We start from the raw sequence: 24,188 nt of genomic DNA on the forward strand, positions 1-24,188 counted from the left end.
GGAGGTTTCGACAGTTTCAAAAAAATTTATAAAAATTTATAAAAGGCGATGAAAACTATCACATACATCCCTTTTTTTGTTATATTTTATAATAAAAAGGGAGTTGTTTTTATGGGAAACGCGGAGGAAAAAAAGTAAGTAAAGAGATTGAAAATGTATGAACGAAAGGCGGATAATAGATGAAAACAACACGTTCTTGTAAAATCAAAACCATTACAATAGAACAAAGGGAACAACTTCTAGATTTGATTCGTACATTTGAAAGTGCCAAACGTTATAGTTTTAATCGTTTAACAGAAGGACATCACGATAAAGAATTGATCAAGAAATTACAACACGTGTACTCCTTAAATAAACGGTATTGTGAAGATACAGTTTTACAAGCACAAACCATTATTTCCTCTCAAAAAGAGCTCCTTCCTGTTTATGTAGAAAACACTCAAAAAAAGTTAGAACAAACCATACAAAAAATAGAAGAATATGAAAGTGGTAGAAAAAGGCCCAAAAAGGTACCATTAGACGCTTGTTTAAACGGTTTACGAAAGCGAAAACAAAAATTAGAACAAAAAATTACGATGTATGAAACGCATATTGCAAACGGTACATTACCGCCTGTTATTTTTGGTGGTCGAAAAGCCTTTTATGAACGCATGAAACAAAACATTTCCAATCAAGAATGGAAAGATTTACGGACACGGCAATTGTATTCAAGAGGTGATAAAAGTAAAAAAGGAAATTTAAATATGCGGATCACAATTGATGATAACGGCCAAGGTTGGTTAGAAATTGCCAATCCGTTAGGTTTGACTTCAGGAAAAAGAACAAGTCCTCGTATTGTAGTACCGATTACAATTCCATATCGTTATTACAAGGAAATCACAGATGTTGTCATGGGTACACAAACAGGTGTGAATCCAAAAGGAAAACCAATGATTGACCATCAAACATATAGTGTAGAATTACTTCGTAAAAAAGATGAATTCTATGTAAACATTACATTTGAGGAAACGGAAACAGGTCGTATGTTAGACTTCAAAGAAGTCCCAATATCTGATTTGCAGGGATCGATGTCAATCCTGATCGTATAGCCGTCAGTTTATGCACGAAGCAGGGGAATTTCAAAGGATCAAAAATCTTTTATTTACACAATCTAGATACGTTTTCTACGGATAAACGAGCTACTGTAATTGGGCAAATGACACAACAAATCAAAGATTGGTTATTTTCTCAACATGTTGGCGGCATTGTCCTAGAAGATTTACATTTTCAACAATCTCATGATACAGACAAATACAGGAATCGCAAATTTCATCAGTTTACTTACAAGAAGATGGTAAGTAGTTTAATCAGAATGGGGCTTCGCAATGGATTTTCCGTCAAAACGGTGAACCCTGCTTATACAAGCGTGATTGGAAAACTAAAATATAGTAAAAAGTATGGGATTAGCGTTCATGAAGCGGCTGCGGCTGCGTTTACGATTGCACGTCGTGGACTCAGACTACAAGAAAAACTACCAAAAGAAATGATTTCTTTGTTACAAAACCAGATCTCAACGAAACTTCGTATTCTTATTGCTTCATTGGAAGAAAGCAATAAGAATACAAAAAAGGTATATAAGAAATGGTTACAAACCATCGCAACATGGAAAGACCATCACAACTGGAAATTATGGAGTATCCTCCATAAAACAGTGTATATGAGTAATCAACAAATTTTATTTCAAATCAAGAAGGGAGGGAACCTGGTTTAAAACTTATATCCCTTTGCGTATAGTTGACTCGGATGAATGATTATGCGCAAAACAAGACCGTTCCTAACAGGAACCTGCCGTTATTCTTTCACAGTAGGTGAATGAGAAGGTGATAGCCTTGCGGACAGGAAAAAGGTGAGATCCCTTTTCGGTAGTTGGTTTTTGTCTTGGTTCTCCAACGTTTTGATAGATTTTTATAAGTTTTTCAAACCAGGTGTTTACTTAACAAATACGCGGGAACATGGTGCCCGATAATCGAGTCAGCATTCGTTTAGAGCCAATGGGCGTTTCCAAAAGTAACTGTCCTTTTCCTTTGCTGGTAATGCTGCCGATGATGGTAGCATCTTTTCCTTCGGGGCAGGATTTTAAAATATCGATTACTTTTTCTTTCTGACTGTCCGCAACGATAAAAATGGCTTTCCCTTCATTTGCAAGATAAAGAGGATCGAATCCTAGAATGTCACAGGCACCATGTACCTCTTGTTTAATCGGCAGCGACCGTTCATTAATTGTCATCGTAATTTGAAAATCTTCGGCAATTTCTACAAGTGTTGTAGCAAGACCACCTCTCGTTGGATCCCGCATAATGCGAACAGTCCCGCATTGCTGAAGTACGCTGTCAATCATGCCGTTTAGTGAAGCACAATCACTTAAGGTAGGAGCTGTTATCCCTAAATCTCCTCTTGCTGTTAGGACTGCAATGCCGTGATCACCAATCGTTCCTGAGATAATAATAGCATCGCCTTCTTCAAAGGCAAGGCTGCAACCTTTATTGTGTTCATACACGCCAATCCCAGTGGTGTTAATATACACCCCGTCAGCACTTCCCTTTTCAACTACCTTCGTGTCACCAGCAACAATCGTAACACCCGTTTTTTTCGCTTCATTCGCCATATCGATTACGATTTTCTTTAAATCAGCAATCGGAAAACCTTCTTCAATGACAAAACCGCACGTAAGATAAAGCGGCTTTGCACCACTCACAGCTAAATCATTGATCGTACCAGCAACGGCTAATTTTCCGATTGAACCACCTGGAAAGAAAATCGGCTTAATGACGAAGGAATCGGTTGTGACAGCAACGTTTCCGGTTGGAATATGCAAGGATGCCGCATCAAATAATGCTGCATCCTTCTTACCAAATGCAGCTACAAATACATCACGAATGAGACGATGCGTTAATTCTCCTCCATCTCCGTGCGCCAAGTTGATGAACGTTTCCATTACAAACTCTCCCTCATATATTGATAATAGGCCCCGCAGCTACCTTCTGCCGATACCATGCATGGACCGATTGGGTTTAACGGCTGACATGCTTTTCCAAACAAATGGCATTCACTCGGTGAAATCAAACCTCTTATGACTTCCCCGCAACGGCATTTTGTTTTCCGTGGTTCTCCTACTTCCACCTTAAACCGCTTTTTTGCATTATACAAATCATATTCTTTCTTTAAATCTAATCCGCTATTTGAAATAACGCCGATGCCACGCCATGCTTCATCACAAATTGTTAAATAGGTTTCCATCCATTGCTTAGCAACTTTATTTCCGCTGTTGCTTACAACCGATGAATAATTATTTTCAATAGCAGTCTTTTCTTGCAATACTAAATCAATGAGCTTATAAATGGTAGAAAGCAATTCAGCTGTTTCAAATCCTGTGATAACACCGGACATATTATACTCTTCAACTAAATAGTTATACGATGATTCCCCTAACACAATAGACACATGTCCTGGAAGGATAAAACCATCGAGTTTTACATCCCCTGCTTCTAGTAAATAGCGAAGGACGGGCTCTACCAATTTCGTTGTCATCCAAATAGAAAAATTTGTAATCCCTCTCTTCTTTGCTTCTCCAACCATTAGTGTAAGAATCGGAATGGTTGTTTCAAACCCAACACCTAAAAAGATGACTTCTTTATCTGGATTTTCTTCAGCGATTGTAACCGTATCGATCGGAGAATAGACAACCCGAATATCACTGCCAGCAATTTTTTTATCTAGCAGCGTTTTGTTCGACCCAGGTACGCGCATCATATCACCAAACGTGCAAATAATGCGGTTATCTTCATCGCTAAGCGCAATCATTGCATCAATAGACTTTTGATCCGTTACGCAGACCGGACATCCTGGACCAGATATTAAATTTACATCAGCCTTTAGGCATTGCTTTACTCCCGTTTTAGCAAGCGCCATCGTATGAGAACCGCATACTTCCATGAAAGCCGGCTTCCGTCCAAACTTCTTTTGAAATTCCTTCGCTTTTTCAAGAACTGCTTCCACAAGCGGCATACATATACCTGGATCATTCGACTGTTTCAGAATTTCGAGCATCGACCAACTTCCTCCATTCCAACACGCTATCTTTTGCATATTGTTCATCGACAATACTCATCGCTTGACCTGCATGAACAATTACAAATTCCCCTTCTTCTACTTCTGGAACAAAAATAATTCCAACGGTGGTTTGTGATCCCATCACATCAACTACCGCCGTATATTCCATTTTTTTCACAACCTTCGCCGGTACTCCTACACACATGACTAGGCCCTCCTTTTCGCCGCTGCAACGGCCAATTGACCATATGATAAGCCACCATCATTGCAAGGCATTAGTTCTGGTACATATACAGTAAACTTTCGTTTCACTAATTCTTCTCGTAATCGTTTGCGCAAATAACGATTGTGTAAGCTACCACCGCCTAATATGACGGCTTTGCTTCGCTCAGGTTGTGCACTAGCTATCTTTTCTATGGCGGTAAGAATAGACTGGACAACCGTTTCATGAAAGCGACCGCTAATATTTGCTGCCTCTTCACCTGCTAAAACGTCACACACAATTTCTTTAATCATTGCTTTCATTTGAATTGTAACAAGCTCGTCTTCTATGTATTCATACGAATATGGCTCGTACACGCATGTTTCATCCACTAATTCCGAGAGCAATATTGCTGCCTCTCCGTCATAGCTCACAATTTCTGTAATCCCGCATAGCGCGCTAACTGCATCAAACAAGCGACCGCATGTACCAGCTTGAATAATATTTATATGGTTTTCTATCATTTTCTTTAAAATATGAATTTCTTTCTCTTTATCTGGAAATAGAAGGATTGCTAAACTTTCTCCTTCTTCCCCAAACAAAAATAGCAGCATAGCGACCGCATTTCGCCACGGTTCACGAATACACACTTCTCCGCCAGGAAGAGGTGTATATTGCAAATGAGCAAGTCTTTCCGCACTGCTGGCATCTCCATAAAAAATTTCAAATCCCCAAATGTTTCCGTCAAATCCGTATCCGGTTCCATCAAGGATAACTCCATAAGCTTTTCCTGTAAGATGGTGTTCCTCCATACATGCGGCCATATGGGCATGATGATGCTGCACTTCTAGTACTCTATGAAATCCTTCAATAAGCTGTCTCGTAACATAGCCTGGATGTGTATCGATAACTGCGATGTCCTGCTTTGTATCCATCCATTTCATTAAATGGTTATACTCCTGCCGGTAATGACTCATTGTTTCCACATTTTCCAAATCACCAATGTGCGGTCCAAGAAAAATTTGCTCATTTCTTCCAATTGTAAAAGTTGTTTTCTGTTGTCCGCCAAAGGCAACCATTCCAGATACATCATAACTTGCTGCAAAAGGATCAGGAACATAGCCCCTAGCTCTTCGGAAAAAATCTAAGCGACCGTCGTTTACTTGCACAACCGAATCATCAACAGGGTGAAGGATGTCTCGATTATGAACAAGAAAATAATCAGCGATTCCGTCTAAGTAAGTCAGCGCTTCATTATCTTTATAGAGAATCGGCATCCCAGAAGGATTAGCACTCGTCATGACAAAGCAACCATTCTCATTATACTTAAACAGTAAGTGATGAAGCGGTGTATAGGGAAGCATCACGCCAACTGTCTTCATGTTCGGTGCTATATTTCCTGCCAGTTTACCTTCTTTTTTCTTTACAATTACAATAGGCGCTTCTGGACTTTTCAACAAATTCCTTTCTGCCTCATTCACATAAGCAAAAGTATCAATTGCAAGAACGGAAGCAGCCATAACCGCAAGTGGCCGTGCCGGACGTTTTTTTCGTTTTCGTAGCAGTGCCACAGCCTGTTCATTTGTTGCATCGCAGCAAAGATGATAGCCGCCGAGTCCCTTTATCGCCAGTATATGTCCCGCTTGTATTAACCGCACGGCTTGTTGAATCGGCTGATTCGTTTCAAGCTTATGTCCATACTGATCCAAAAGTGTAACTTTCGGACCACATGCAGGACAAGCGATAGGCTGAGCATGGTGGCGCCGATTCGTGGGATCTTCATATTCTCTTTGGCAATCGGAGCACATCGCAAAGTTCTTCATCACCGTGTACGGCCGGTCATAGGGCAGTTCTTCAATAATGGTATATCGCGGTCCACACTGCGTACAATTGATAAACGGATATTCATAACGGAAATTGGCCTTATCATTCATCTCTTGTAAACAATCATCGCATACTGCAGAATCGATTGGAATGACAAGGGATGACGTTCCCATACGCTCGCTATCAATAATGATAAACTCGGTTGCATCGGTTGGTTCTGTATTTACTACCGTTATGTTATGAATACGTGAGAGACGGGGCGCTTTACTTTGCAGCTCTAACAAAAACTGCTGCACATTCGCCTTCACTCCTTGCGCTGTAATTCTTACGCCGTCCATATTGTTTTGCACCATTCCCGCTAGATGATATTCATGGGCAAGCTGATATACAAATGGACGAAATCCAACCCCTTGTACCCTCCCGCGGATACTAATATTTACCGCGTACATTTTTTATACGCCTCTTGAATCCATTCATACCATTCTTCCAGTCCAATTTCTGATCTTGCTGAAAGAGGAATAAGCGTTGAATTTGGGTTAATCTCCATTAAATCCTTCTTCGCTTCCTCCACATTAAAATCAAGATAAGGAAGTAAATCAATTTTGTTAAGAAGAACTAGCTCCGTACGTATAAACATTTGCGGATATTTCGGAATCTTATCATTTCCTTCAGGAACGCTAAGAACCGCAACTTTATGGTTCTGTCCCAAATCATATCCAGATGGACAAACAAGGTTACCTACATTCTCAATAAATAATACATCAATCTCATCTAAATCCAGTTCGCCAAGGCTTGCTGCAACCATTCGGGCATCCAAATGGCAGCCGCCATAAGTGTTAATTTGGACCGCCTTCGCTCCCATTGCGCGGATACGATTAGCATCTCGTTCTGTTGCCAAATCTCCTTCAATAACGGCAATACAATAGGATCCAGATAATGCCTTTACCGTTTCCTCTAACAACGTCGTTTTACCAGCTCCAGGAGAGCTCATTAGATTAATCACAAGTGTATTTGTTTTTTCAAAAAGATCGCGGTTAAATTCAGCCGCCTTATTATTGTTCGTTAATACATCTGTTCGTAACGTTATATTCATCAATCATCGTTCCCCTCATAAGATAAAATTTGAAATGTTTCCCCCGCTAACACCTTGCCAGATGGAATGTTACAGTTTGGGCACAATGCGATTTTCTGGGTAGGATGATATGTCAAGCCGCATATAACACATTCCGCCTTCGCTTCCTCTGTATGAATAATTAATTGTGCAGCGTGGCTAAATAGATGTAGGTTTTGGTCACGAAAAATTTCGAAGGCCATCCGCAATGCCTCTGGCATCGCATTGCTAATTTCTCCTACAACTAATTCAATTTTCTTTATTTGTACGATATTTCTTTTTGCTGCATCCTCTTGAACAAGCTGCAAAATATCTCCCATCAATGACATTTCATGCATCGCGATCACCTTTTACTGTTGTCTGTAAAACCAACAACATACATTTGGTCCTTCCTTTTCATCTGCAACCTTTGGACAGATAATTCTCCGCCCAGCGTTTTAAAATCGTAGTCCTTGTCACAAATCGGACATGTCGCCCGATAATCATACATACGAACTTGAATGAGATTTGAGCAAATCGGACAAATACCGCTAATAGCATGAAGCTTTTCTTCATGCGAGAAAACGATAATCGATTTGCCAGAAGCAAAGCGAACTTCCGGCCCAATAACCATTTCATCAACTTTCATCACAGGTATCCATGTAATTCCAAGAACTCGACCTGCCGCTTCTTCCACTTTTTCTAAATCATCCTTTAAAAAAGGCTCATACACATATTTCATGGTTTGAAATATGCTTCCTGTCACCTCTTTTAAGAAATCGAGACGATTCATGATACATATCTCCAACGATTTACTTGATTCATAACTGCTTCCGCTAGGTCCCCTAGTTTTGCCTGGTTCGTTCCCGTTAGTTCTACACCAAGCTCTAATGAAGTGGGCTGCATTCCAAACATAATAATCTTTTTCGGATAGCGTTCTCTGAATTTCGCTGCAAATAACACTTCCTGAAAGCCCATTTGATGAACGGACATCTTTATACCAAAATAAGCAGGAATTTCATCCCCTTCTAATGAAAGAATAGTTCCGCCTTCTACACCTGCATTAATCGCATCAATAATAATAAGATTTTCCGCTTCCTCAACCGGACCTAGAAGCTTCATTCCATCCGTTAATCCTTCTATAATCTCAATTTGCTTATCGTCCTTATACACTTCTTCAAGCAGCGGCAACAAATGAATGCCAACACCCTCATCTGTGAAGAGGGTGTTGCCAATTCCAAGTATCGTGATTTTCGCTTCCTTATTTTGATTCATCATTCTTATCACCAACTAATTTTTTTGGTTCAGTCTTGTAGCCTGTAAACATTGACGAAATGGTGCCATTTCGTTCCATATAATCATCACGGACTGCCATATAGATATGAATAACTGTAAATAACATAAACGCCCATGCCACTAAATGGTGCCAGGAACGAATCGTATAGCTATCTCCGCCAAACAAAGTCGGAACCCAAACAAATAGCTTAGCCCAAAATGATTCTGGCTGCGGCTCAAAATACATATAATAGCCTGTTAGCATCATTACCCAAGAACCAAGACCGATAAAGATCCAGTAGCTAAGCTGTGCCAGTGGATTGTGGCCAATGTAATGCGGCTTTTTATTTTTTAAGAATAAGTAAAATTTAATCGTTTCTAATACTTCTTTCCAAAACACCAAGCGAAATGGGTTCGATGTGGCAAATTTATTTCCTATAAACGCCCAGAACAATCGATAAAGAAGATTGATTGTGAAAAGAAATGCTGCAAAAAAGTGTATATATCTCGCCCATCCCATGAGATAAGAGTAATATGCTTCCTCTTGTACACTTGAACTAACGAATGGTTTTCCAATATAAATTCCCGTTATCATGAGCAAGATAATTGCCACTACGTTAATCCAATGAAACACTCGAACCGGTAATTGCCATACATAAACTTTGACAACATCTTTTGTTTTCTTATATTGAATTGGGCGTTCTGGATGAAGCGTCACTTCGCTGTTTTTTTCTGAAACAAGCGTATTGGTGTTATGTGTTGTTGGCATGAGGTCTGACATAATGTGTCTCCTCCTAACCTAATCGGATTTCAGTTGTTTTATTAGACTCTAAATCTGTTAAATGCACTGCACAAGCAAGGCAAGGATCAAAGGAATGAATAATCCGTAAAATTTCTAATGGCTGTTCCTTATTCAGCAGCGGTGTTCCCTTCAATGCCGCTTCATAAGCTCCAAGATTATTGTTGTGATCACGCGGCGATGCATTCCAAGTAGATGGAACGACAGCTTGATAGTTTTTTGTTTTTCCATTTTCAATATCAATCCAGTGCCCTAGTGCTCCGCGCGGTGCCTCAACCCAACCAACTCCTTTTGTTTTCTTCGGCCAGGTGCTTGGCTCCCATTTTGTACGGTCAAATGTGACCTGGTTTCCATTCTTCACATTATGAAGTAATTCATCCATATCATGTCGAATCCAATTCGATAGAAGAGTCGTTTCGAGCGCACGTGCCACTGTACGACCAAGCGCTGATTTCATTGCAGTAATTGGAAGATCTAGCTTTTTCAGCGTGTCGTCCATCAAGCTTATAATCTCTTTATCTCCTGCTGCATAACCAACCATCATCCGAGCGAGCGGACCTGTTTCCATCGGCTGATTCTTCCAGCGCGGTGTTTTCAGCCAACTATATTGCTTATTCGTATCCAGATTCTTATACGGTGCTTTCGGTCCTGTATAATGAAGGAACGTTTCTCCTTCAAACGGATGCTTTCCAATCCCACCGCCTTCCTTGCCATCATATGTATACCAAGAATGATCAATAAACTCTTTCACCTGTTCAGGATCTTTGAGATCTACATCATGTACTTCATTCATGTTTCCATTTAAAATAATTCCTCTTGGGAATCGGTATGATTTCGTATCATATATGCTGCGCGTAGAGAAATCACCATAGCATAAATAATTATCTAATCCGCCGCCATATGTCCAATCTTTATAGTAAGAACCGATGGCAATTACGTCAGGCACATACACTTGACTTACGAATTCACGAGCTTGGTCAATGATTTGAGATACATGCATTAATCGTTCTGCATGAATACCATTGTCACTATTAATATCAAGTGGAGTTGCCATACCTCCTACTACATAGTGAGGATGCGGATTTTTACCTCCAAAAATCGTTTGTACTTTTACAACTTCTTTTTGCCAGTCAAGTGCTTCTAAATAGTGAGCAACTGCTAATAAGTTCACTTCTGGCGGAAGTTTATATGCATTATGTCCCCAATATCCATTCGCAAAGATGCCAAGTTGTCCGCTATCTACAAGTTTCTTTATTTTGTTTTGCACATCTGCAAAATATCCTGGAGAAGATTTTGGCCAACTTGAAATCGATTGTGCAATTCGTGATGTTTCAGAAGGATTTGCCTTTAACGCACTTACTACATCGACCCAGTCTAACGCATGTAAATGATAGAAGTGAACGACATGGTCATGAAAGAAGATAACCATATTCATAATGTCCCGTATCAAATGAGCATTTCTCGGAATTTTAATTTCTAGTGCATCTTCAACGGCCCGAAGTGACGCAAGAGCATGAGTCGATGTACAAACACCGCAAATACGTTGAATGTACGCCCATACGTCACGAGGGTCACGGTCTCGAACGATTAACTCCAGTCCCCGAACCGCTGTCCCAGAACTAAATGCATCCTTAATCATACCCCTATCATCGATATCTACCTCAACGCGAAGATGGCCTTCAATTCTCGTAACTGGATCTACTACTATACGCTCGCTCATTCGTCTTCCCCTCGTTTGTCATCGATTTTTTTCTTAATTACAGTTCCTGCTGCATGAACAGCAATACCTGCTGTCGTAACACCAACTGCTGCTAATCCAATCGTATCCGGATTAATCGTTGTTTGTGAGCCAGGAATTTTCGCTCTTCTTGTGTAGAAAGGACCATTATCCCAGAATCCCTTTTCCGAGCAGCCAATACAAGGATTTCCCGATTGAATCGGATAGCTAACCCCGCCGTTCCAGCGCATTTCAGCACAGGAATTATAAGTTGTTGGCCCTTTACAGCCAACCTTATATAAGCAATACCCTTGCTTTGCTCCTTCATCATCGAAGGACTCTACAAACAGACCTGCATCAAAATAGGCGCGGCGGTTACATTTATCATGGATACGATGGCGATAAAATGCCTTCGGACGTCCGAGATGATCTAATTCTGGTAATTTTCCGAATGTTATAATGTGAGCAATCACACCAGTCATTACCTCTGCAATCGGCGGGCAACCTGGAACGAGAATAGTAGGTGTGCTCGTTTGAAAGCTTGTAATTGGTTTTGCCCCCGTTGGATTTGGATAAGCAGCAGGAATGCCACCCCATGCAGAACAAGATCCATAGGCAATGACAGCTTGCGCGTTCGAAGCCATTTCAATAAAAGTATCTTTTCCTGATTTTCCTCCAATGTTTAAGAAGCCCTCTTGAGGAATACTTCCCTCAACAGCAAGAACATACTTTCCTTTATATTTTTTCAACACCTGTTCCATCGCTGCTTCAATTTGAAATCCAGATGCAGCCGAAAGAACTTCTGTGTATTCGAGTGAAATCATATCAAATAAAACGCTTTCAATTTTAGGTTGAGAAGAACGAATAAACGACTCTGAACAGCCTGTACAATCTTGGAATTGCAGCCATACTACAGGAACTCTTGTACTCGTCTCCATCGCCTTTACAACTTTATCTGTTTTTGAAAAATCGAGACCAATCGCCGCAGCCAATACAGTGCACATTTTCAAAAAATCTCTTCGGGTAACCCCATTATCCATCGCAGTTTCATAGATTGTTTTCTGCTTTTTCATTTGCTAGCCCCCTCCATTTTCCATGGAACAAGTAAGTAATACTCAGAAATTCAGGGTAAATGTAACATACTAACCCTATTTTCGTCTTGATACGGAAGAATTGTTCACAAAAACTCTTTCATCACTTTTCATAACTATTTGATAGTGTCCCTTTGCTCGTAAACAGTCCATTCTTTCTCTTCTTCCTGCCTGCGCTTCAATTGCTTTCGAAAAACAAACTTAGAAAGAGAAATGCTGATTTCATACAGCACGAATAACGGGATTGTTACGATAAAATCGGACACGAAATCTGGCGGCGTAATGACAACAGCAATTACAGCCAGAATAAAATAGGCATACTTACGAATGGTTGATAATACATAAGGGTTTAAAATACCGAGCGAAGTTAAAAACATAACTACGACTGGAAGCTCGAATAAAACCCCAAACGGCAATGTCACATTCATCATAAATTGAAAATATTTCTCCGCTGTAAATTGAGTCACAAACATATCCTGACCCAAATGAAGCAAAAATGAAAGAATCATAGGAAAAATAACAAAATAGCCAAACGCAAGCCCGATGATAAATAAGAAAAAGAGTGCTGGTACATATGTAAGCGCAATCTTTCTCTCCTTCGGACGCAGCGCAGGACGTACAAACAACCAAATCTGTATCGCAATGACAGGGATTGTGCCTGCAATTGCAACCACCGTCGCAAGCATAAAATATACCCATAATATATCACTTGGTCCGAGTACCGATAGTTTCATATCTATTCCCTTTGCAAACCATTTATAAATATCAGTGGCAAACATAAACCCAACGATAAAAAAAACGACAAATACAACAGCTGAAATGATAATCCGTTTGCGCAATTCCTCTAAATGGTCCACAATCTGTAATTCTTTATCTATCATCCTCTTCTCCTACCCATTCACAATGGTTACGGCTACCGCTTTACAAAAAAACGACTCGCATAAAAACACGAAATCGTTTTCATAAAAAAGTAAAACCGCAGACATTTCAAATTCTTGCTACTACACTTTACTTTGCTTCAACTTTTTGCTCTTCCTTCTTCTCAATCTTTACTTCACTTATCACATCATCCCTTAATTCAGCTGTAGATTTCTTAAATTCCTTCAACGTTTGACCAAACGCACGACCAATTTCCGGGAGCTTCTTAGGGCCAAATATAATAAGTGCAAGAGTTAGAATTAAAATTAAACCAGGAACACCAATATTAGAAAACATGCGAATTCACCCCTTCACTTCTGATGTGTATTTCTGAAATAATTATAGTATTATTTTGGTAAACAATGTCCTAAATAGTGGAAAGTTCACAAGAAGTTCGAATATGAACGAAATGTGTCAGTTTTGTTGTTCGTGTAATAAGGTACTTTTCATATTGATTTGCACATCATTAAACTATATATATCCAGTTTCATTTTCCGACATATAGGTCACTGCTATACAGAATATAACATGACCGCTACTTGCCTTCTCCTGTTGTTTGAAACCTTGCCTGTAGCAGAAAAAAGGCCCTGACCGCTTCTATGCATAGCCAGATGTTCTCGCCCTCCTAAAAAGAAAGAGAGTTTATATTGATTTTTCAATTTATACTTATATGGTTTAAGGAGAATTTATGAATTTATTTACTTTTATAATAGTAATTTATTTTTATCTGTTATAATTTACCTTTAAAATGACATTCCTGCATTGTATTTGGTTGAATGTTGCTTCTTACTTACTAACATTTATAACGTATTTTTAAACTTTTTATCTCGTAGGTTATATTATTAAAGGAGGTATATGAATGGAGATGAGTTTTCTATCCATTCTGGCTTTAGGATTTGTACTTGGAATCAAGCATGCAATTGAGCCGGATCATATAATCGCTGTTTCTACTATCGCTAGTCAAAGCAAAAAATTATTTCGCTCCACTTTAGCAGGAGTATTCTGGGGAATAGGTCATACTGCTACATTATTTATCATTGGAATTATTCTTATTTTTATGAAAGGTGAAATACCAGAAAAATGGGCGATGTCATTAGAATTTTTAGTAGGTATTATGCTCGTTTATCTTGGTGTGACCACCGTCTTCTCTTTAAAAAATATTCATGTACATCAGCACGAACATGATGGAGAAGAACATAAGCATATCCACTCTCATATACATAGCGGTAAACATGAGCATAAACGCCAACATAAAAATGTTTCATATTTAAAATCCATGTTGATCGGCTTAGTGCACGGACTTGCTGGAAGTGGAGCAATGGTTCTATTAACTATGAGTACGGTGAAGAGTGTTTGGGAAGCGGCTATTTATATTCTTATATTTGGTGTAGGGACTGTTATTGGGATGCTTTTCTTTACTACAATTATTGGACTTCCATTTGTTTTTAGCGCAAAAAAAATAAGGCTGAATAAAACACTCACCAAAATAACTGGGAGCATCAGTATAGTGTTTGGGATATATTACATGTACAACATAGGGATAACAGAAGGGCTGTTTCAACTTTGGATCCAATAGCAATTATTTAAAAGAAGAAAAGAGATGGGTTTTCCATCTCTTTTTATACTTTTAATTCGCTGTTTTTCTAACCCGATCCGCTATAACTGACAACAAAAACTTCGGCAATACAAGCTGCCGTTTTATTCTCTTCGGCTGTGTTACCAACCTATATAACCATTCTGTTCCTGTATCTCTCATAACCTTTGGGGCTCTTTTTACATTACCTGATATAATGTCGATCATCCCGCCAATACCAATGGACAACGGGACATTTAGTTCTTGAAGATTGTCATAGATAAACATCTCTTGCTTAGGAGAACCAAGGCCTACAAGCAGCAAATGCGGTTGAAACTGTTTGATTTGATCTTTTACTTCTTCGATTTGTTCCTTACCTATAAAACCGTGTTGCCCTTGAAAAATGGCATGTGGATAGTTTATTTTTAAATTTTTAATTGCTTTTTCATTATTTTCTGGAGCAGCTCCAAAAAGAAACACGCGATAGCTGTTTTGATTACAATATTCTATTAAGTCATACGTTAAATCTGCACCTGTCACCCGCTCTTTCAACTGTCCATTTAAAATTTTCGAACCGAGTATAATGCCGATTCCGTCAGCTGTGATTATGTCTGCAGATAACAAAATATTTTTGAAGTGTACAGATTCAGACGCTGTCTCTTTCGCAGACATCACAATTTCAGGATTGGCAGTAACAATGAATCTTGGTTTCTCGTTCTTTTCTGATAACCAATCTTTTAGTATATGTACTACCTGTTTATACTCCAAACTACAAAATGGTATTCCTTTTATATATTGTTGTTTCATTTCTTAAATCTAATTCCCTTCATATGTTTCTATCATTATGTAAATTTTCACTTCAAACTACCATCACAGTACTTATGATAACTAATATGTATCATATTTTAAAACACCTATCCATACATTCATCAGTCGCTTACATCCTTTTTAAAAGTAAAAGTTAAAAATTAAAATTACGAATAAGGAATTGAAGCTCTTGTTTTAATTCCTTTTTTTCACATTTCTCTTTAGTCTGTAAGGAGATTTTGTCTGCTTCCATTAAGAAATATTTCAATTGCAAGTAACTGCTTAATGGAAATTCGTGTTCGGCCCATAAATTTTGATAACCCACAATTCCATATCTAAGTAATATTTGATCCGCTTCTTTTATAACCATTTTAACAAAGTCAAGAAAATTACAAGTGGCGTCTACAATGGTTACGCCTTCCTTCCCCTTAATATAGTCTAGTGTGTCATTATATTCTGTTATAGTTAAGAATAGTTCCTTGCTGTCTTGAAGCTCGAGTCTCCAACCTAATCCATGGGGCTCTTCCTCCCATAAAAAAGTTACAACTCGTTCTTCACCATTTGATAAGTCGGTTAAACCACCTAATAAACCTCCAAATGCATCAGTTATGTAACTGGGACTAAATACAATTTTTTGGGAGTTTAGTTCAATAAATCCGTTTGCCCAACCAGTACCAATTAACTCATATTTAAATTGCATATATACCTCCGACATTATTAATCTTAAAATATGGCTCTCGTTCTTCACATAAGTATGATTATTAATCATTAATATTTCTTAATTTATATAAAAACATATATCTCTTGAAAATTAGAAGCAAGGCCCCCTGCTTGAACATCTGTAATATTATCAAAACTAGTAGATACATTTACAACAATTTCTGAAGGAGTGTCCATTACATAGCCTTGCTCAAAGGTGAAGGTACTATATTTTTCAAATTTTTTATTATGTTTTATTAAATAACATGCTAGTGCCGCATTTGATGTACCAGTAGCGCTTTCTTCCGGAATACCAAACAAAGGTGCAAAGTTTCTACAATGCGCTGTGGAATTATGCAATGTTTCTAATGTAAATACATCATAACCTGTTACATTATATGTTTTACTTATTTCAGCAACCCTTTTCATATTAGGAGAAATCTTTAACAGGTCTGTAAGCCCTCTTACAGGTATAATGATGTCACGTAAACCTGTAGACACAATTTGAATGGGCATATCAGATATTAATTTTTCCTTATCTAAATTTAAAGATTTCATAATTTCTTCACAGGGAAGTGTTTGAAGAAATTCCGGAAGATTTTGCTGTAAAGAGATCATTTTATTGTTATGTACCTCTACACTTAGTACCCCTGCTTTCGTTTTTATCGAGTATATCTTTGAGCTCATTCCTCTAATCTGAACCAATAAAGAGAAAGTAGCAATTGTAGCATGTCCGCATATAGCAACTTCTTCATTTGGTGTAAAATATTTAATTTCATAGTCTGCATCTACAGAAGGAAGTACAAAGACAGTTTCGGAAAAATTTAATTTATTTGCAATAGCTTGCATAGTTTTTGTTGTAAGACCCTTTGTATCTAAAACAACCCCAGCAGGATTTCCACCTTTTTCATCTTTCGTGAAGGCATTTAACATATATGCTTTAATCTTCAATCCTGTTATCTCCTTTTCCGACTGACATATATATTCCGTACAGAGTTAACGTAAAAAAGCTTGTACTTCCTTCATTTTGATTTATATTTTCTTCTTTATTAGATTTTGTTAAGGAATAATTTGTCTCTAGAATCTCCCTCTATTCCATGTGCTCCTCATACAATTGAACAACCTCAAGCGAGTTATCCAACTCCTGCAGCCTTTTCACTAAACTTTCCACACCAAATATTTCTGTAAATGTATGACTGCCTACAATAAGATTAATCTTTTTAAACTGTGCATACTGAACTGTATATAACGTCTTTTCTCCCGTAATGTATGTATCGCAGCCGCTGTCCAATGCTGCTTGAATATGATCAGTTGAATGGCCTGCTCCTGTTATAATACCAACTCGTTTTACTTCTTTATCATTATTTTTCCACGCCTTCACCTTTTCACCTAGTTTATTCTCTACTCTTTCTACAAGCTCTGCAAACGGAATTGGATTTGTATATTCACCGACGCCAGGTAATTCTTCATCGTCACAAGAAGAATACGTTATCATTTCATCAATTTCGATTGTATGAAATAACGAAGTACACGTTCCGAATTCAACAAAATCTAACGGTGAATGCACCCAAAAGTGATTGATGTTATATTCTTTCAGTTTTGTTGCACAAGCTTCTTCCATTCCGTATAGAAACTCCCATGCATCATGATGCGTTATCATCATATCTACATTCTCTTTCTTTGCTTCTTCAATCGTTTCAAGTGTTAAATTAGTAGTATAACCAATCTTATGAAAATGTTCATTGCTTACGTTTGTTATCCCAAACTGATCACCGTACTTACGTAAATGTTCTCCAAATAGTTCCTCAATGTATTGGTTGAATTGTTTTATATGCATATTTTTCTCTCCCCTTAATATTCTCATTTCCGCAAAAATTATAATTCAATGACTCTATCGCATACTTGTGCTACATATGGATCATGTGTGACAATAACAATTGTTTTTCCCTCTTTATTTAGATTTTTTAAAATTTGTATAATTTCATTTCTATTAGAATCGTCTAAAGATCCTGTTGGTTCATCGGCCAATATTAATTCGCAAGGCTTTAGAAGTATCCTTGCTATGGCGACTCTTTGTTGCTCACCACCTGAAAGCTCGTGTATTTTTTGCTGTAATGATACGCTCAGCCCAACTTTTTCTAACGCGACTGTTTTCAGTTCTTTCTTTTCCTTCTTTGTTTTTTTCACATAAATCAAGGGAATTTCTAAATTTTTATTTACAGTATCATTGTCGATGAGTGCGTAATTTTGAAAGAGATACGACATTTTCGTTCTCAGAAGCTTATTTGCTTTACTAGAACTCATACTAGGACTCTCTTCACCAAACAATTTAACGACTCCGCTATCTGGATTTTCAAGCATTCCCATAATATTAAGAATCGTTGTTTTACCGGATCCGCTTTTTCCAGTAATCGCAACCATTTCTCCTTCACAAATTTTTAAATTGAACTCATCTAGAATCGTATGATTTCCATAACTTTTACTAACATCTATCAGTTCGCATATATATTGCATTCGTTTCTATTAACCTCCTTTTATTACCGTTGTTTTTTTTCTTCGCTCTATAGTGATTAATGCGATAATAGACGCGGTAAATTCAATTAAAATAAGCATCGCCGCTACCGTAAGCAATTTCATATCAAACTCTTTTTTTACGATGAAACAAATCGATAGTTGTACGACCCACGTCAATACAAATAACAACATGTATCCCTTATATGTTCTAAAAAAACCTACGCCAAATAAGCGATGCACCACTATTTTCTGCTGATTTTTATTGAAATACACAATAATATTTTGTATAACCAAAAATAATATGCCGACAATTAATACACTAGTAACCGTCAATAGTATTTTCATTGTTTTTTGCAGATTGTATATATCTTTTAAAATATGTTGATCAACTGTTACAAGATATTTTAAATTATCATCTAGTCCTAACCTTTTAAGTTCTGGCTCCAAAGCCTTATAAGTTAATCCTGCATCTCTGTCAATTAACTTGATTTTTAAGGGATCGTTCGCCCCTCCGCCTAATATAAGATCTCTTTCTCCAACAAAACTATTCTTCTCTGTCATTACCTCTATAATTTCATCTCTAATTTTATTATTTTCAGATTTATATACATCTGGATTGAAACTAAAGATCTCCTGATTATTTTTTATCCAAATAATGTCTATTTTTCGATTACGTAAATGATTCGGGACCTCTCTATGCATTCTTTTTTCTTCATATTCTATTGCTGGCTTTCTCCATTCTCCAAAATAATGAAGAATTTCTTTTTCCCTGTTCTGGTATTTTTCAGGTACTAATAGAATCCAGTTTTCCATATCTTCTGTAACTTTCACGCGCTTATTTTGAATGTCATATAGCGGAAATTCGCGAAGGTAATTATTATTTACTGTAACTGACCGAATTCCTTTATAATCCTTGCTTAAAATAAGCTGTAATTCTTCATAATCCTTAGAATCAATTAATACCGCTCCCATTTTATTTAAAATAGAATAAAGCTCTCCATTTATTATTGACACCGTTTTATCCATCTCTTGTTGACCTTCTTCATTCCCACCAGAAAGTGGATAAAAGACACCATAATCTTTGTTTTTCTCCCAGTTTTTTAAATTCTCTTGTTTGTCTTTCACCGTGATATATTGTTCTAAAACAGACGTCCCTAATAAAACAAATATAATAGAACAAGTAACTCTCAATAGCGAATTTAATACAAATATACCTTTTGTATCTTTTCTATTTTTAATCATTTGATTGACTTTAACTTTAGAAATATAAAAATATGAAACGAAAGATAATACTGTAATGATAAGATACGTTTTACATTGATCGAACACAATGGTGTATATAAACCCTGAAGTTACATTTTTTACGAAAGCAGCTGCAAGTACGGAAGTGAATAACGATAAAATAAACATACTAATAATGGTTCTACCTATAACAATAAACCATAAACGTATATTCGATACGCCGTGCATTTTTATAACACCAATTCTTTTCGCTTCGTTAAATACATAATAAATGAGAAAACATAGGAACACGATAAACACCATATACTGAATATAGGATAAAGAATTAATTGGTGAACCGAAAGCTTCTTCGTTATTACTAAGATTCCGTTTAAAATCGTCAGCAACAATATACTGTTTCGGCTTAAAATGTTGATTTAGCTTTTTAGAGAAAAGCTTTAAAAATGCATCGTATGATTTATCATCTACTACTTCTACGACATATCGTCCTGCCATAGGTAAGTGTCCATATGACGTTTGAAGCGGTTTAATTGTAATCTTATGATTATCCCCAAAATCCTTTATAACCCCTTTTTGCTTTGTATCCTTCGTATGTACTGTCGATAAAAAAGCATCACCTTGCAATGTGTCTTTCGGCTTTAATATATTCCCGCTACTTACCTGAAACTGTTTGAAATATGCCGTTTCAGTTGTTAGTAACACATATTTCAAAATTTCTGCTTCTTCATCTTCATGATACGTAACATTTGTACGAAAAATATTTGTATGTGACTCCTTTGCTGCATCAAGCAATATAGGATAAATTTCACTAGGATTACTAAAAAGCATCACATCTGGGATAACGAACTCTTTACCTATCCGTTGTTCTACCTTTTCCATTTTTTCAAATTCTTTATGATCGGTTTGTTGAAATGCAATAAACCCTGACAATATAGAAGCTACAATAAGAAAAAACACAACAACTTTTTTCATGACATCCTCCTCTGTCATATTTTAGTATATTTTTAGAAAAATGGAAACATTAGGATGGATATTGTCCATATATATAAATTCATTTTAATTTTTCGACATATAGGTCACTGCTATGCAGAATACAACATAACCGCTTCTATGCATGGCCAGATGCTCTCGCTCGCCTAAAAAGAAAGCGGGTTTTTATGTCGATTTTTTAATTTATATTTATATAGCTTTATTTTTCACTTCAAAATGAAATCTATTAGTAGCTAGCAGATATAAAGGTATTTACTAAACTTGCACATAATAATTCGAAAATTATTGAAAATAAAATTCGAAAAATATAGAATAAAATAAAGTGAAACTTTAATCAGTGGGGGTATTACTGCCCAAAAATAGCGGGATAAAAAAGGAGGCTGAACAATGAAAGTAATGAACCTTAATGCAACAAGAGAAACGTATTCTGTTCAAATTAAACATTCGATTTTTTTCGAAATGGGATTAGGTATTGCGGCTTTTACGTATTACGATTTTCACCATACTTTTGAAAAGCCGATAGAGTATTGGAAGGAGATTGAGAAAAAATTACCTGCGGCCGTTCGCGAAGCACTACAGTATACACACAAGCACAACACATGGTTCGCTTTGCTGCAATTATTTCACTCTCGTACTTTTGATTCTCTTGAAAGTTTCTTTCATTTTCTTGATGAACTAACTGAAGAGGAATTACGTTGGCACTCTCTTCCTTATATCGGATTACAGCATGAAGATAATCGGCAAAAAGCATCCCAGCAAGACAGTGCAGCGATTACTTCCCTTATAAAAGCTTGCCAACATCATAAGTTCTTTCCAGCATACATGAAACATATTTCATCTATCGATACTTCCTTTCTTAAAGAACATTTAAAAATCATCTCTGAAGGTTGGTATGAAACTGTGATACAACCTAATTACATCGAGTTTACCAGTATGCTTGAGCGTGATGCCCAGCAAAAACGTGCGCTTCAATCAACGCATCATCCAGAAGAGCTTGTCAAATATATAACCGGTAGTCCGTATCAACCTGAGCCTTCTATTCATCAAGTTATACTTATCCCGCAATATGTGTATCGGCCTTGGAATGTAGAAACAACTTTACCAGGGATGAAAGTATTTTATTATCCAATCTCAGACAATAATGTGAGTTTAATCGAAGATCCTTATTCTCCGCCTTCTACATTAGTTCATAGTTTTAAGGCACTTGGAGATGAAACGCGATTAAAAATTATAAAGTTGCTAACAGAAAGAGATCACTCACTTCAAGAGCTAACCGAGCAGCTCAAAATTCCAAAAACGACTCTTCATCATCATTTGTCTTTACTTCGAGCAGCACGCATCATTAATGGCAAAGGTTCTCGGTATTATATACAGCTTGATCATTTAACTTCTCTCCAAGAAAAATTACAGCGTTTTCTAGAAAAGAGGTGAAAAAATGAAGGAAAATCAACATGTATTTACCAACCGTTCTTTTTTATGTTTATGGCTCGGGGAAACCATTTCTGAACTAGGAGGATCGATAGGCGCTCTATGTAATTCGTTATTATTGTATGAATTGACCGGGTCAAAGTCCGCTATGGGAACGCTATGGCTAACGTATTTTATCCCGTCTTTAATTCTTCAGCTGTTTATCGGCCCGTTCATTGACAGGATAAGTCGTAAATATATTATGCTGTGGTCTCAAATTTTAAGAGGAATGGTGTTTTTTATACCCGTTCTTCTTATGTTTTCAGGTCAGATTGAGATATGGTGTTTGTTCATTATTCAAATCGTACTTGGAATTCTGCAACCTCTATATGTTCCTGCTGCGTCAGCCCTGCTTCCTACAATTGTCGAACATAATAAACTGACACAAGCAAATGCTTGGCTTGACGGTACAGTCCGAACAATGAGCTTCTTAGCTCCTACACTAGGAGGACTCATCATTGCTTACATAGGAGCTTCATCTACTTATATAATGGTAGGAGTTTTATTTCTTATAAGTGCGAGTAACCTTGCTTATCTTCATGAGCCTTCCGTTACACACGATAGTAAAAAGGTGACTTGGTTAAAACAAATCATTTCTGGATATCAATATTTTTTCAAGCAACGTACGCTTATATGGCTTGGCTTCTTTACTTCTTTAGTTCAATTTAGCGTTGGGGTAACAATGGTAATCAACGTTCCATATATAATAGAAGAATTAAGCGGAACATCTTTTTCATATGGTATTTTTATGGGGAGTTTTCCTTTCGGTTATGTAATTGGTTCTTTCCTAGTCGGAAAATGGGGAAATACATGGCCGCAAAGATACGTTATGCTTTCTGGTCTACTTATGGGCGGGTTATCATTTTTCTTACTTGGTTTTGTAACCTCCTTTCCTCTTGCTGTTTTATGCGAAATTCTTGGAGGTATTTGTTTCCCATTTTTCAATATTCATCAAACGAGTCTTCTTCAAAAAATCGTTCCTTCTCATCTTATGGGACAAATATTTTCTGTTCGACTCTTCTTGATCCGAGCAACTATGCCTTTAGGTATTTTATTTGCAGGGCAAATTGTCGAAATATCAGGTATCCGTTTTTTGTATATCATGATTGGTAGTATTATTCTTATTCCTGCTTTATTTGGTATGTTACTTCCCTTCTTTTCCTTTTTAGATGAGGAGAATAATAGCGTTACTAACACGTAGTTTTCTTTATGTTATCCAAAAGATAGTATAATTTTATTAGGAAATATATTTACACTAAGGGGGATTTTTACCAATGAATAATTTAAAAATGACTTTGCTAGAACATGAAGTTCCATTTGATATTATTCATCACGAAAAACAAATACGTACCGCCCAAGAAGGTGCAGATTATTTCGGAATTGAGATTGGTCAAACGGCTGCAACATTAGTGATCAAGTCAGAAAAAGATTATTTTGCGGTTATTGTTTCTGGAGCTCGCGGACGTGTAAATTTACAAGAAGTATCGGGAATTTTAAGATGCAATCAATTGAAAATGGCGACTCCGCAAGAAATTAAGCAAATAACTGGATACAATGTTGGCAGCATATCTTTAGTTCTTCCATTACCTTGTATCTTAGATAGAGGCCTTATGTGCTATCCATTTATTTACGGAGGTACAGGCGAACCAACATCAACGTTGAAGATTGACCCAAATGCGTTAGAAAACATAAATCAAGTTACTGCTTTTCTCGATTAAGGTAGTGACTCAAGAAGTTCACCTTTTTTCAGTACTGTTCCCATGCCATCTAATAAAGTAACAAGTGGATTTATCAGAATTATAGAAACGAAAAGAAGATGAACATCTATTTACAACAGGTAGTTATCTTCTTTTTCTCTTTAAAAAGATTTTTTAGTACTCATTTTCTATTA

At 37.1% G+C, this 24,188-nt stretch carries 23 protein-coding genes and 1 pseudogene; 5 read left to right on the plus strand and 19 right to left on the minus strand.

Features of this window, described 5'->3' with window-relative positions:
* Positions 1 to 179 precede the first annotated feature (179 nt).
* A pseudogene (locus ACIGHG_RS20405) lies at positions 180 to 1,750 on the plus strand (IS200/IS605 family accessory protein TnpB-related protein).
* A gap of 222 nt (positions 1,751 to 1,972) precedes the next feature.
* On the opposite strand, the gene hypE reads toward ACIGHG_RS20405, so the two are convergent.
* The 13 genes from hypE to tatA form a co-directional block, all read right to left on the minus strand.
* Entirely contained in the window at positions 1,973 to 2,974 is a 1,002-nt protein-coding gene (hypE, locus tag ACIGHG_RS20410; protein ID WP_336473132.1) for a hydrogenase expression/formation protein HypE, read from the minus strand.
* Positions 2,974 to 4,086: a hydrogenase formation protein HypD gene (hypD, locus tag ACIGHG_RS20415; RefSeq protein ID WP_396550253.1), complete on the minus strand. Its 1,113-nt coding sequence runs from the start codon at positions 4,084 to 4,086 to the stop codon at positions 2,974 to 2,976. The genes hypE and hypD overlap by 1 nt, the downstream gene beginning before the upstream one ends.
* Complete coding sequence (locus ACIGHG_RS20420) at positions 4,058 to 4,294, minus strand: HypC/HybG/HupF family hydrogenase formation chaperone (RefSeq protein ID WP_035436559.1); 237 nt, start codon at positions 4,292 to 4,294, stop codon at positions 4,058 to 4,060. The genes hypD and ACIGHG_RS20420 overlap by 29 nt, the downstream gene beginning before the upstream one ends.
* Positions 4,295 to 4,296: 2 nt before the next feature.
* Entirely contained in the window at positions 4,297 to 6,564 is a 2,268-nt protein-coding gene (gene hypF / locus ACIGHG_RS20425) for a carbamoyltransferase HypF (protein ID WP_396550255.1), read from the minus strand.
* A complete protein-coding gene (hypB, locus tag ACIGHG_RS20430; protein WP_396550306.1) occupies positions 6,552 to 7,208 on the minus strand; it encodes a hydrogenase nickel incorporation protein HypB in 657 nt (218 codons plus the stop codon). Before hypB ends, hypF begins: the two co-directional genes overlap by 13 nt.
* Positions 7,208 to 7,564, minus strand: coding sequence for a hydrogenase maturation nickel metallochaperone HypA/HybF (locus ACIGHG_RS20435; RefSeq protein WP_396550257.1), 357 nt, complete (start codon positions 7,562 to 7,564; stop codon positions 7,208 to 7,210). The genes hypB and ACIGHG_RS20435 overlap by 1 nt, the downstream gene beginning before the upstream one ends.
* Before the next feature lie 5 nt (positions 7,565 to 7,569).
* Positions 7,570 to 7,998, minus strand: a complete 429-nt coding sequence (locus ACIGHG_RS20440; protein WP_396550259.1) for a Rieske (2Fe-2S) protein — start codon at positions 7,996 to 7,998, stop codon at positions 7,570 to 7,572.
* Positions 7,995 to 8,480 carry a HyaD/HybD family hydrogenase maturation endopeptidase gene (locus ACIGHG_RS20445; protein ID WP_336473178.1) on the minus strand — a complete coding sequence of 162 codons (486 nt, stop codon included), beginning with the start codon at positions 8,478 to 8,480 and terminating at the stop codon, positions 7,995 to 7,997. Before ACIGHG_RS20445 ends, ACIGHG_RS20440 begins: the two co-directional genes overlap by 4 nt.
* Positions 8,467 to 9,261, minus strand: coding sequence for a Ni/Fe-hydrogenase, b-type cytochrome subunit (cybH, locus tag ACIGHG_RS20450; protein ID WP_396550261.1), 795 nt, complete (start codon positions 9,259 to 9,261; stop codon positions 8,467 to 8,469). The genes ACIGHG_RS20445 and cybH overlap by 14 nt, the downstream gene beginning before the upstream one ends.
* Before the next feature lie 13 nt (positions 9,262 to 9,274).
* Positions 9,275 to 10,999, minus strand: a complete 1,725-nt coding sequence (locus ACIGHG_RS20455; RefSeq protein WP_396550263.1) for a nickel-dependent hydrogenase large subunit — start codon at positions 10,997 to 10,999, stop codon at positions 9,275 to 9,277.
* On the minus strand, positions 10,996 to 12,069 hold the full coding sequence (locus ACIGHG_RS20460; RefSeq protein WP_396550265.1) for a hydrogenase small subunit: 1,074 nt from the start codon (positions 12,067 to 12,069) through the stop codon (positions 10,996 to 10,998). Before ACIGHG_RS20460 ends, ACIGHG_RS20455 begins: the two co-directional genes overlap by 4 nt.
* 134 nt (positions 12,070 to 12,203) lie before the next feature.
* Positions 12,204 to 12,968 (minus strand): twin-arginine translocase subunit TatC, encoded by a 765-nt coding sequence (tatC, locus tag ACIGHG_RS20465; protein WP_396550267.1) that lies wholly within the window; start codon positions 12,966 to 12,968, stop codon positions 12,204 to 12,206.
* Positions 12,969 to 13,095: 127 nt separating this feature from the next.
* Positions 13,096 to 13,302: a twin-arginine translocase TatA/TatE family subunit gene (gene tatA, locus ACIGHG_RS20470; RefSeq protein ID WP_336473141.1), complete on the minus strand. Its 207-nt coding sequence runs from the start codon at positions 13,300 to 13,302 to the stop codon at positions 13,096 to 13,098.
* A gap of 562 nt (positions 13,303 to 13,864) precedes the next feature.
* Here tatA and ACIGHG_RS20475 point away from each other — a divergent pair.
* On the plus strand, positions 13,865 to 14,581 hold the full coding sequence (locus ACIGHG_RS20475; protein WP_336473142.1) for a HoxN/HupN/NixA family nickel/cobalt transporter: 717 nt from the start codon (positions 13,865 to 13,867) through the stop codon (positions 14,579 to 14,581).
* Positions 14,582 to 14,632: 51 nt separating this feature from the next.
* Here the strand turns inward: ACIGHG_RS20475 and ACIGHG_RS20480 are convergent, their stop codons facing one another.
* The 6 genes from ACIGHG_RS20480 to ACIGHG_RS20505 all read right to left on the minus strand — a co-directional run bounded on the left by ACIGHG_RS20480 (position 14,633) and on the right by ACIGHG_RS20505 (position 20,812).
* Entirely contained in the window at positions 14,633 to 15,385 is a 753-nt protein-coding gene (locus tag ACIGHG_RS20480; RefSeq protein WP_336473143.1) for a WecB/TagA/CpsF family glycosyltransferase, read from the minus strand.
* 154 nt (positions 15,386 to 15,539) lie between these two features.
* Entirely contained in the window at positions 15,540 to 16,085 is a 546-nt protein-coding gene (locus tag ACIGHG_RS20485) for a hypothetical protein (protein ID WP_336473144.1), read from the minus strand.
* A gap of 83 nt (positions 16,086 to 16,168) precedes the next feature.
* A complete protein-coding gene (locus ACIGHG_RS20490) occupies positions 16,169 to 17,035 on the minus strand; it encodes a PhzF family phenazine biosynthesis protein (RefSeq protein WP_396550270.1) in 867 nt (288 codons plus the stop codon).
* Positions 17,036 to 17,174: 139 nt separating this feature from the next.
* The gene (locus ACIGHG_RS20495) at positions 17,175 to 17,921 is read right to left on the minus strand and encodes a Nif3-like dinuclear metal center hexameric protein (RefSeq protein ID WP_396550272.1); all 747 of its coding nucleotides are present in this window, start codon (positions 17,919 to 17,921) and stop codon (positions 17,175 to 17,177) included.
* A 38-nt stretch (positions 17,922 to 17,959) separates the two neighbouring features.
* On the minus strand, positions 17,960 to 18,598 hold the full coding sequence (locus tag ACIGHG_RS20500) for an ABC transporter ATP-binding protein (protein WP_336473147.1): 639 nt from the start codon (positions 18,596 to 18,598) through the stop codon (positions 17,960 to 17,962).
* Positions 18,599 to 18,607: 9 nt separating this feature from the next.
* Positions 18,608 to 20,812 (minus strand): bacteriocin-associated integral membrane family protein, encoded by a 2,205-nt coding sequence (locus ACIGHG_RS20505; RefSeq protein ID WP_396550274.1) that lies wholly within the window; start codon positions 20,810 to 20,812, stop codon positions 18,608 to 18,610.
* A gap of 405 nt (positions 20,813 to 21,217) precedes the next feature.
* On the opposite strand from ACIGHG_RS20505, the gene ACIGHG_RS20510 reads away from it, so the two are divergent.
* From ACIGHG_RS20510 to ACIGHG_RS20520, 3 genes are all read left to right on the plus strand, one after another.
* Entirely contained in the window at positions 21,218 to 22,261 is a 1,044-nt protein-coding gene (locus ACIGHG_RS20510) for an ArsR/SmtB family transcription factor (protein ID WP_396550276.1), read from the plus strand.
* 4 nt (positions 22,262 to 22,265) lie between these two features.
* A complete protein-coding gene (locus tag ACIGHG_RS20515; protein ID WP_396550278.1) occupies positions 22,266 to 23,498 on the plus strand; it encodes an MFS transporter in 1,233 nt (410 codons plus the stop codon).
* A gap of 73 nt (positions 23,499 to 23,571) precedes the next feature.
* Positions 23,572 to 24,015 carry an aminoacyl-tRNA deacylase gene (locus ACIGHG_RS20520; RefSeq protein WP_396550280.1) on the plus strand — a complete coding sequence of 148 codons (444 nt, stop codon included), beginning with the start codon at positions 23,572 to 23,574 and terminating at the stop codon, positions 24,013 to 24,015.
* The last annotated feature ends 173 nt before the right edge of the window (positions 24,016 to 24,188 follow it).

Origin of the sequence: Bacillus sp. NPDC077411 (assembly GCF_044543425.1) — a bacterium.
In the GTDB taxonomy this organism is placed as follows: Bacteria; Bacillota; Bacilli; order Bacillales; family Bacillaceae_G; genus Bacillus_A; species Bacillus_A bruguierae.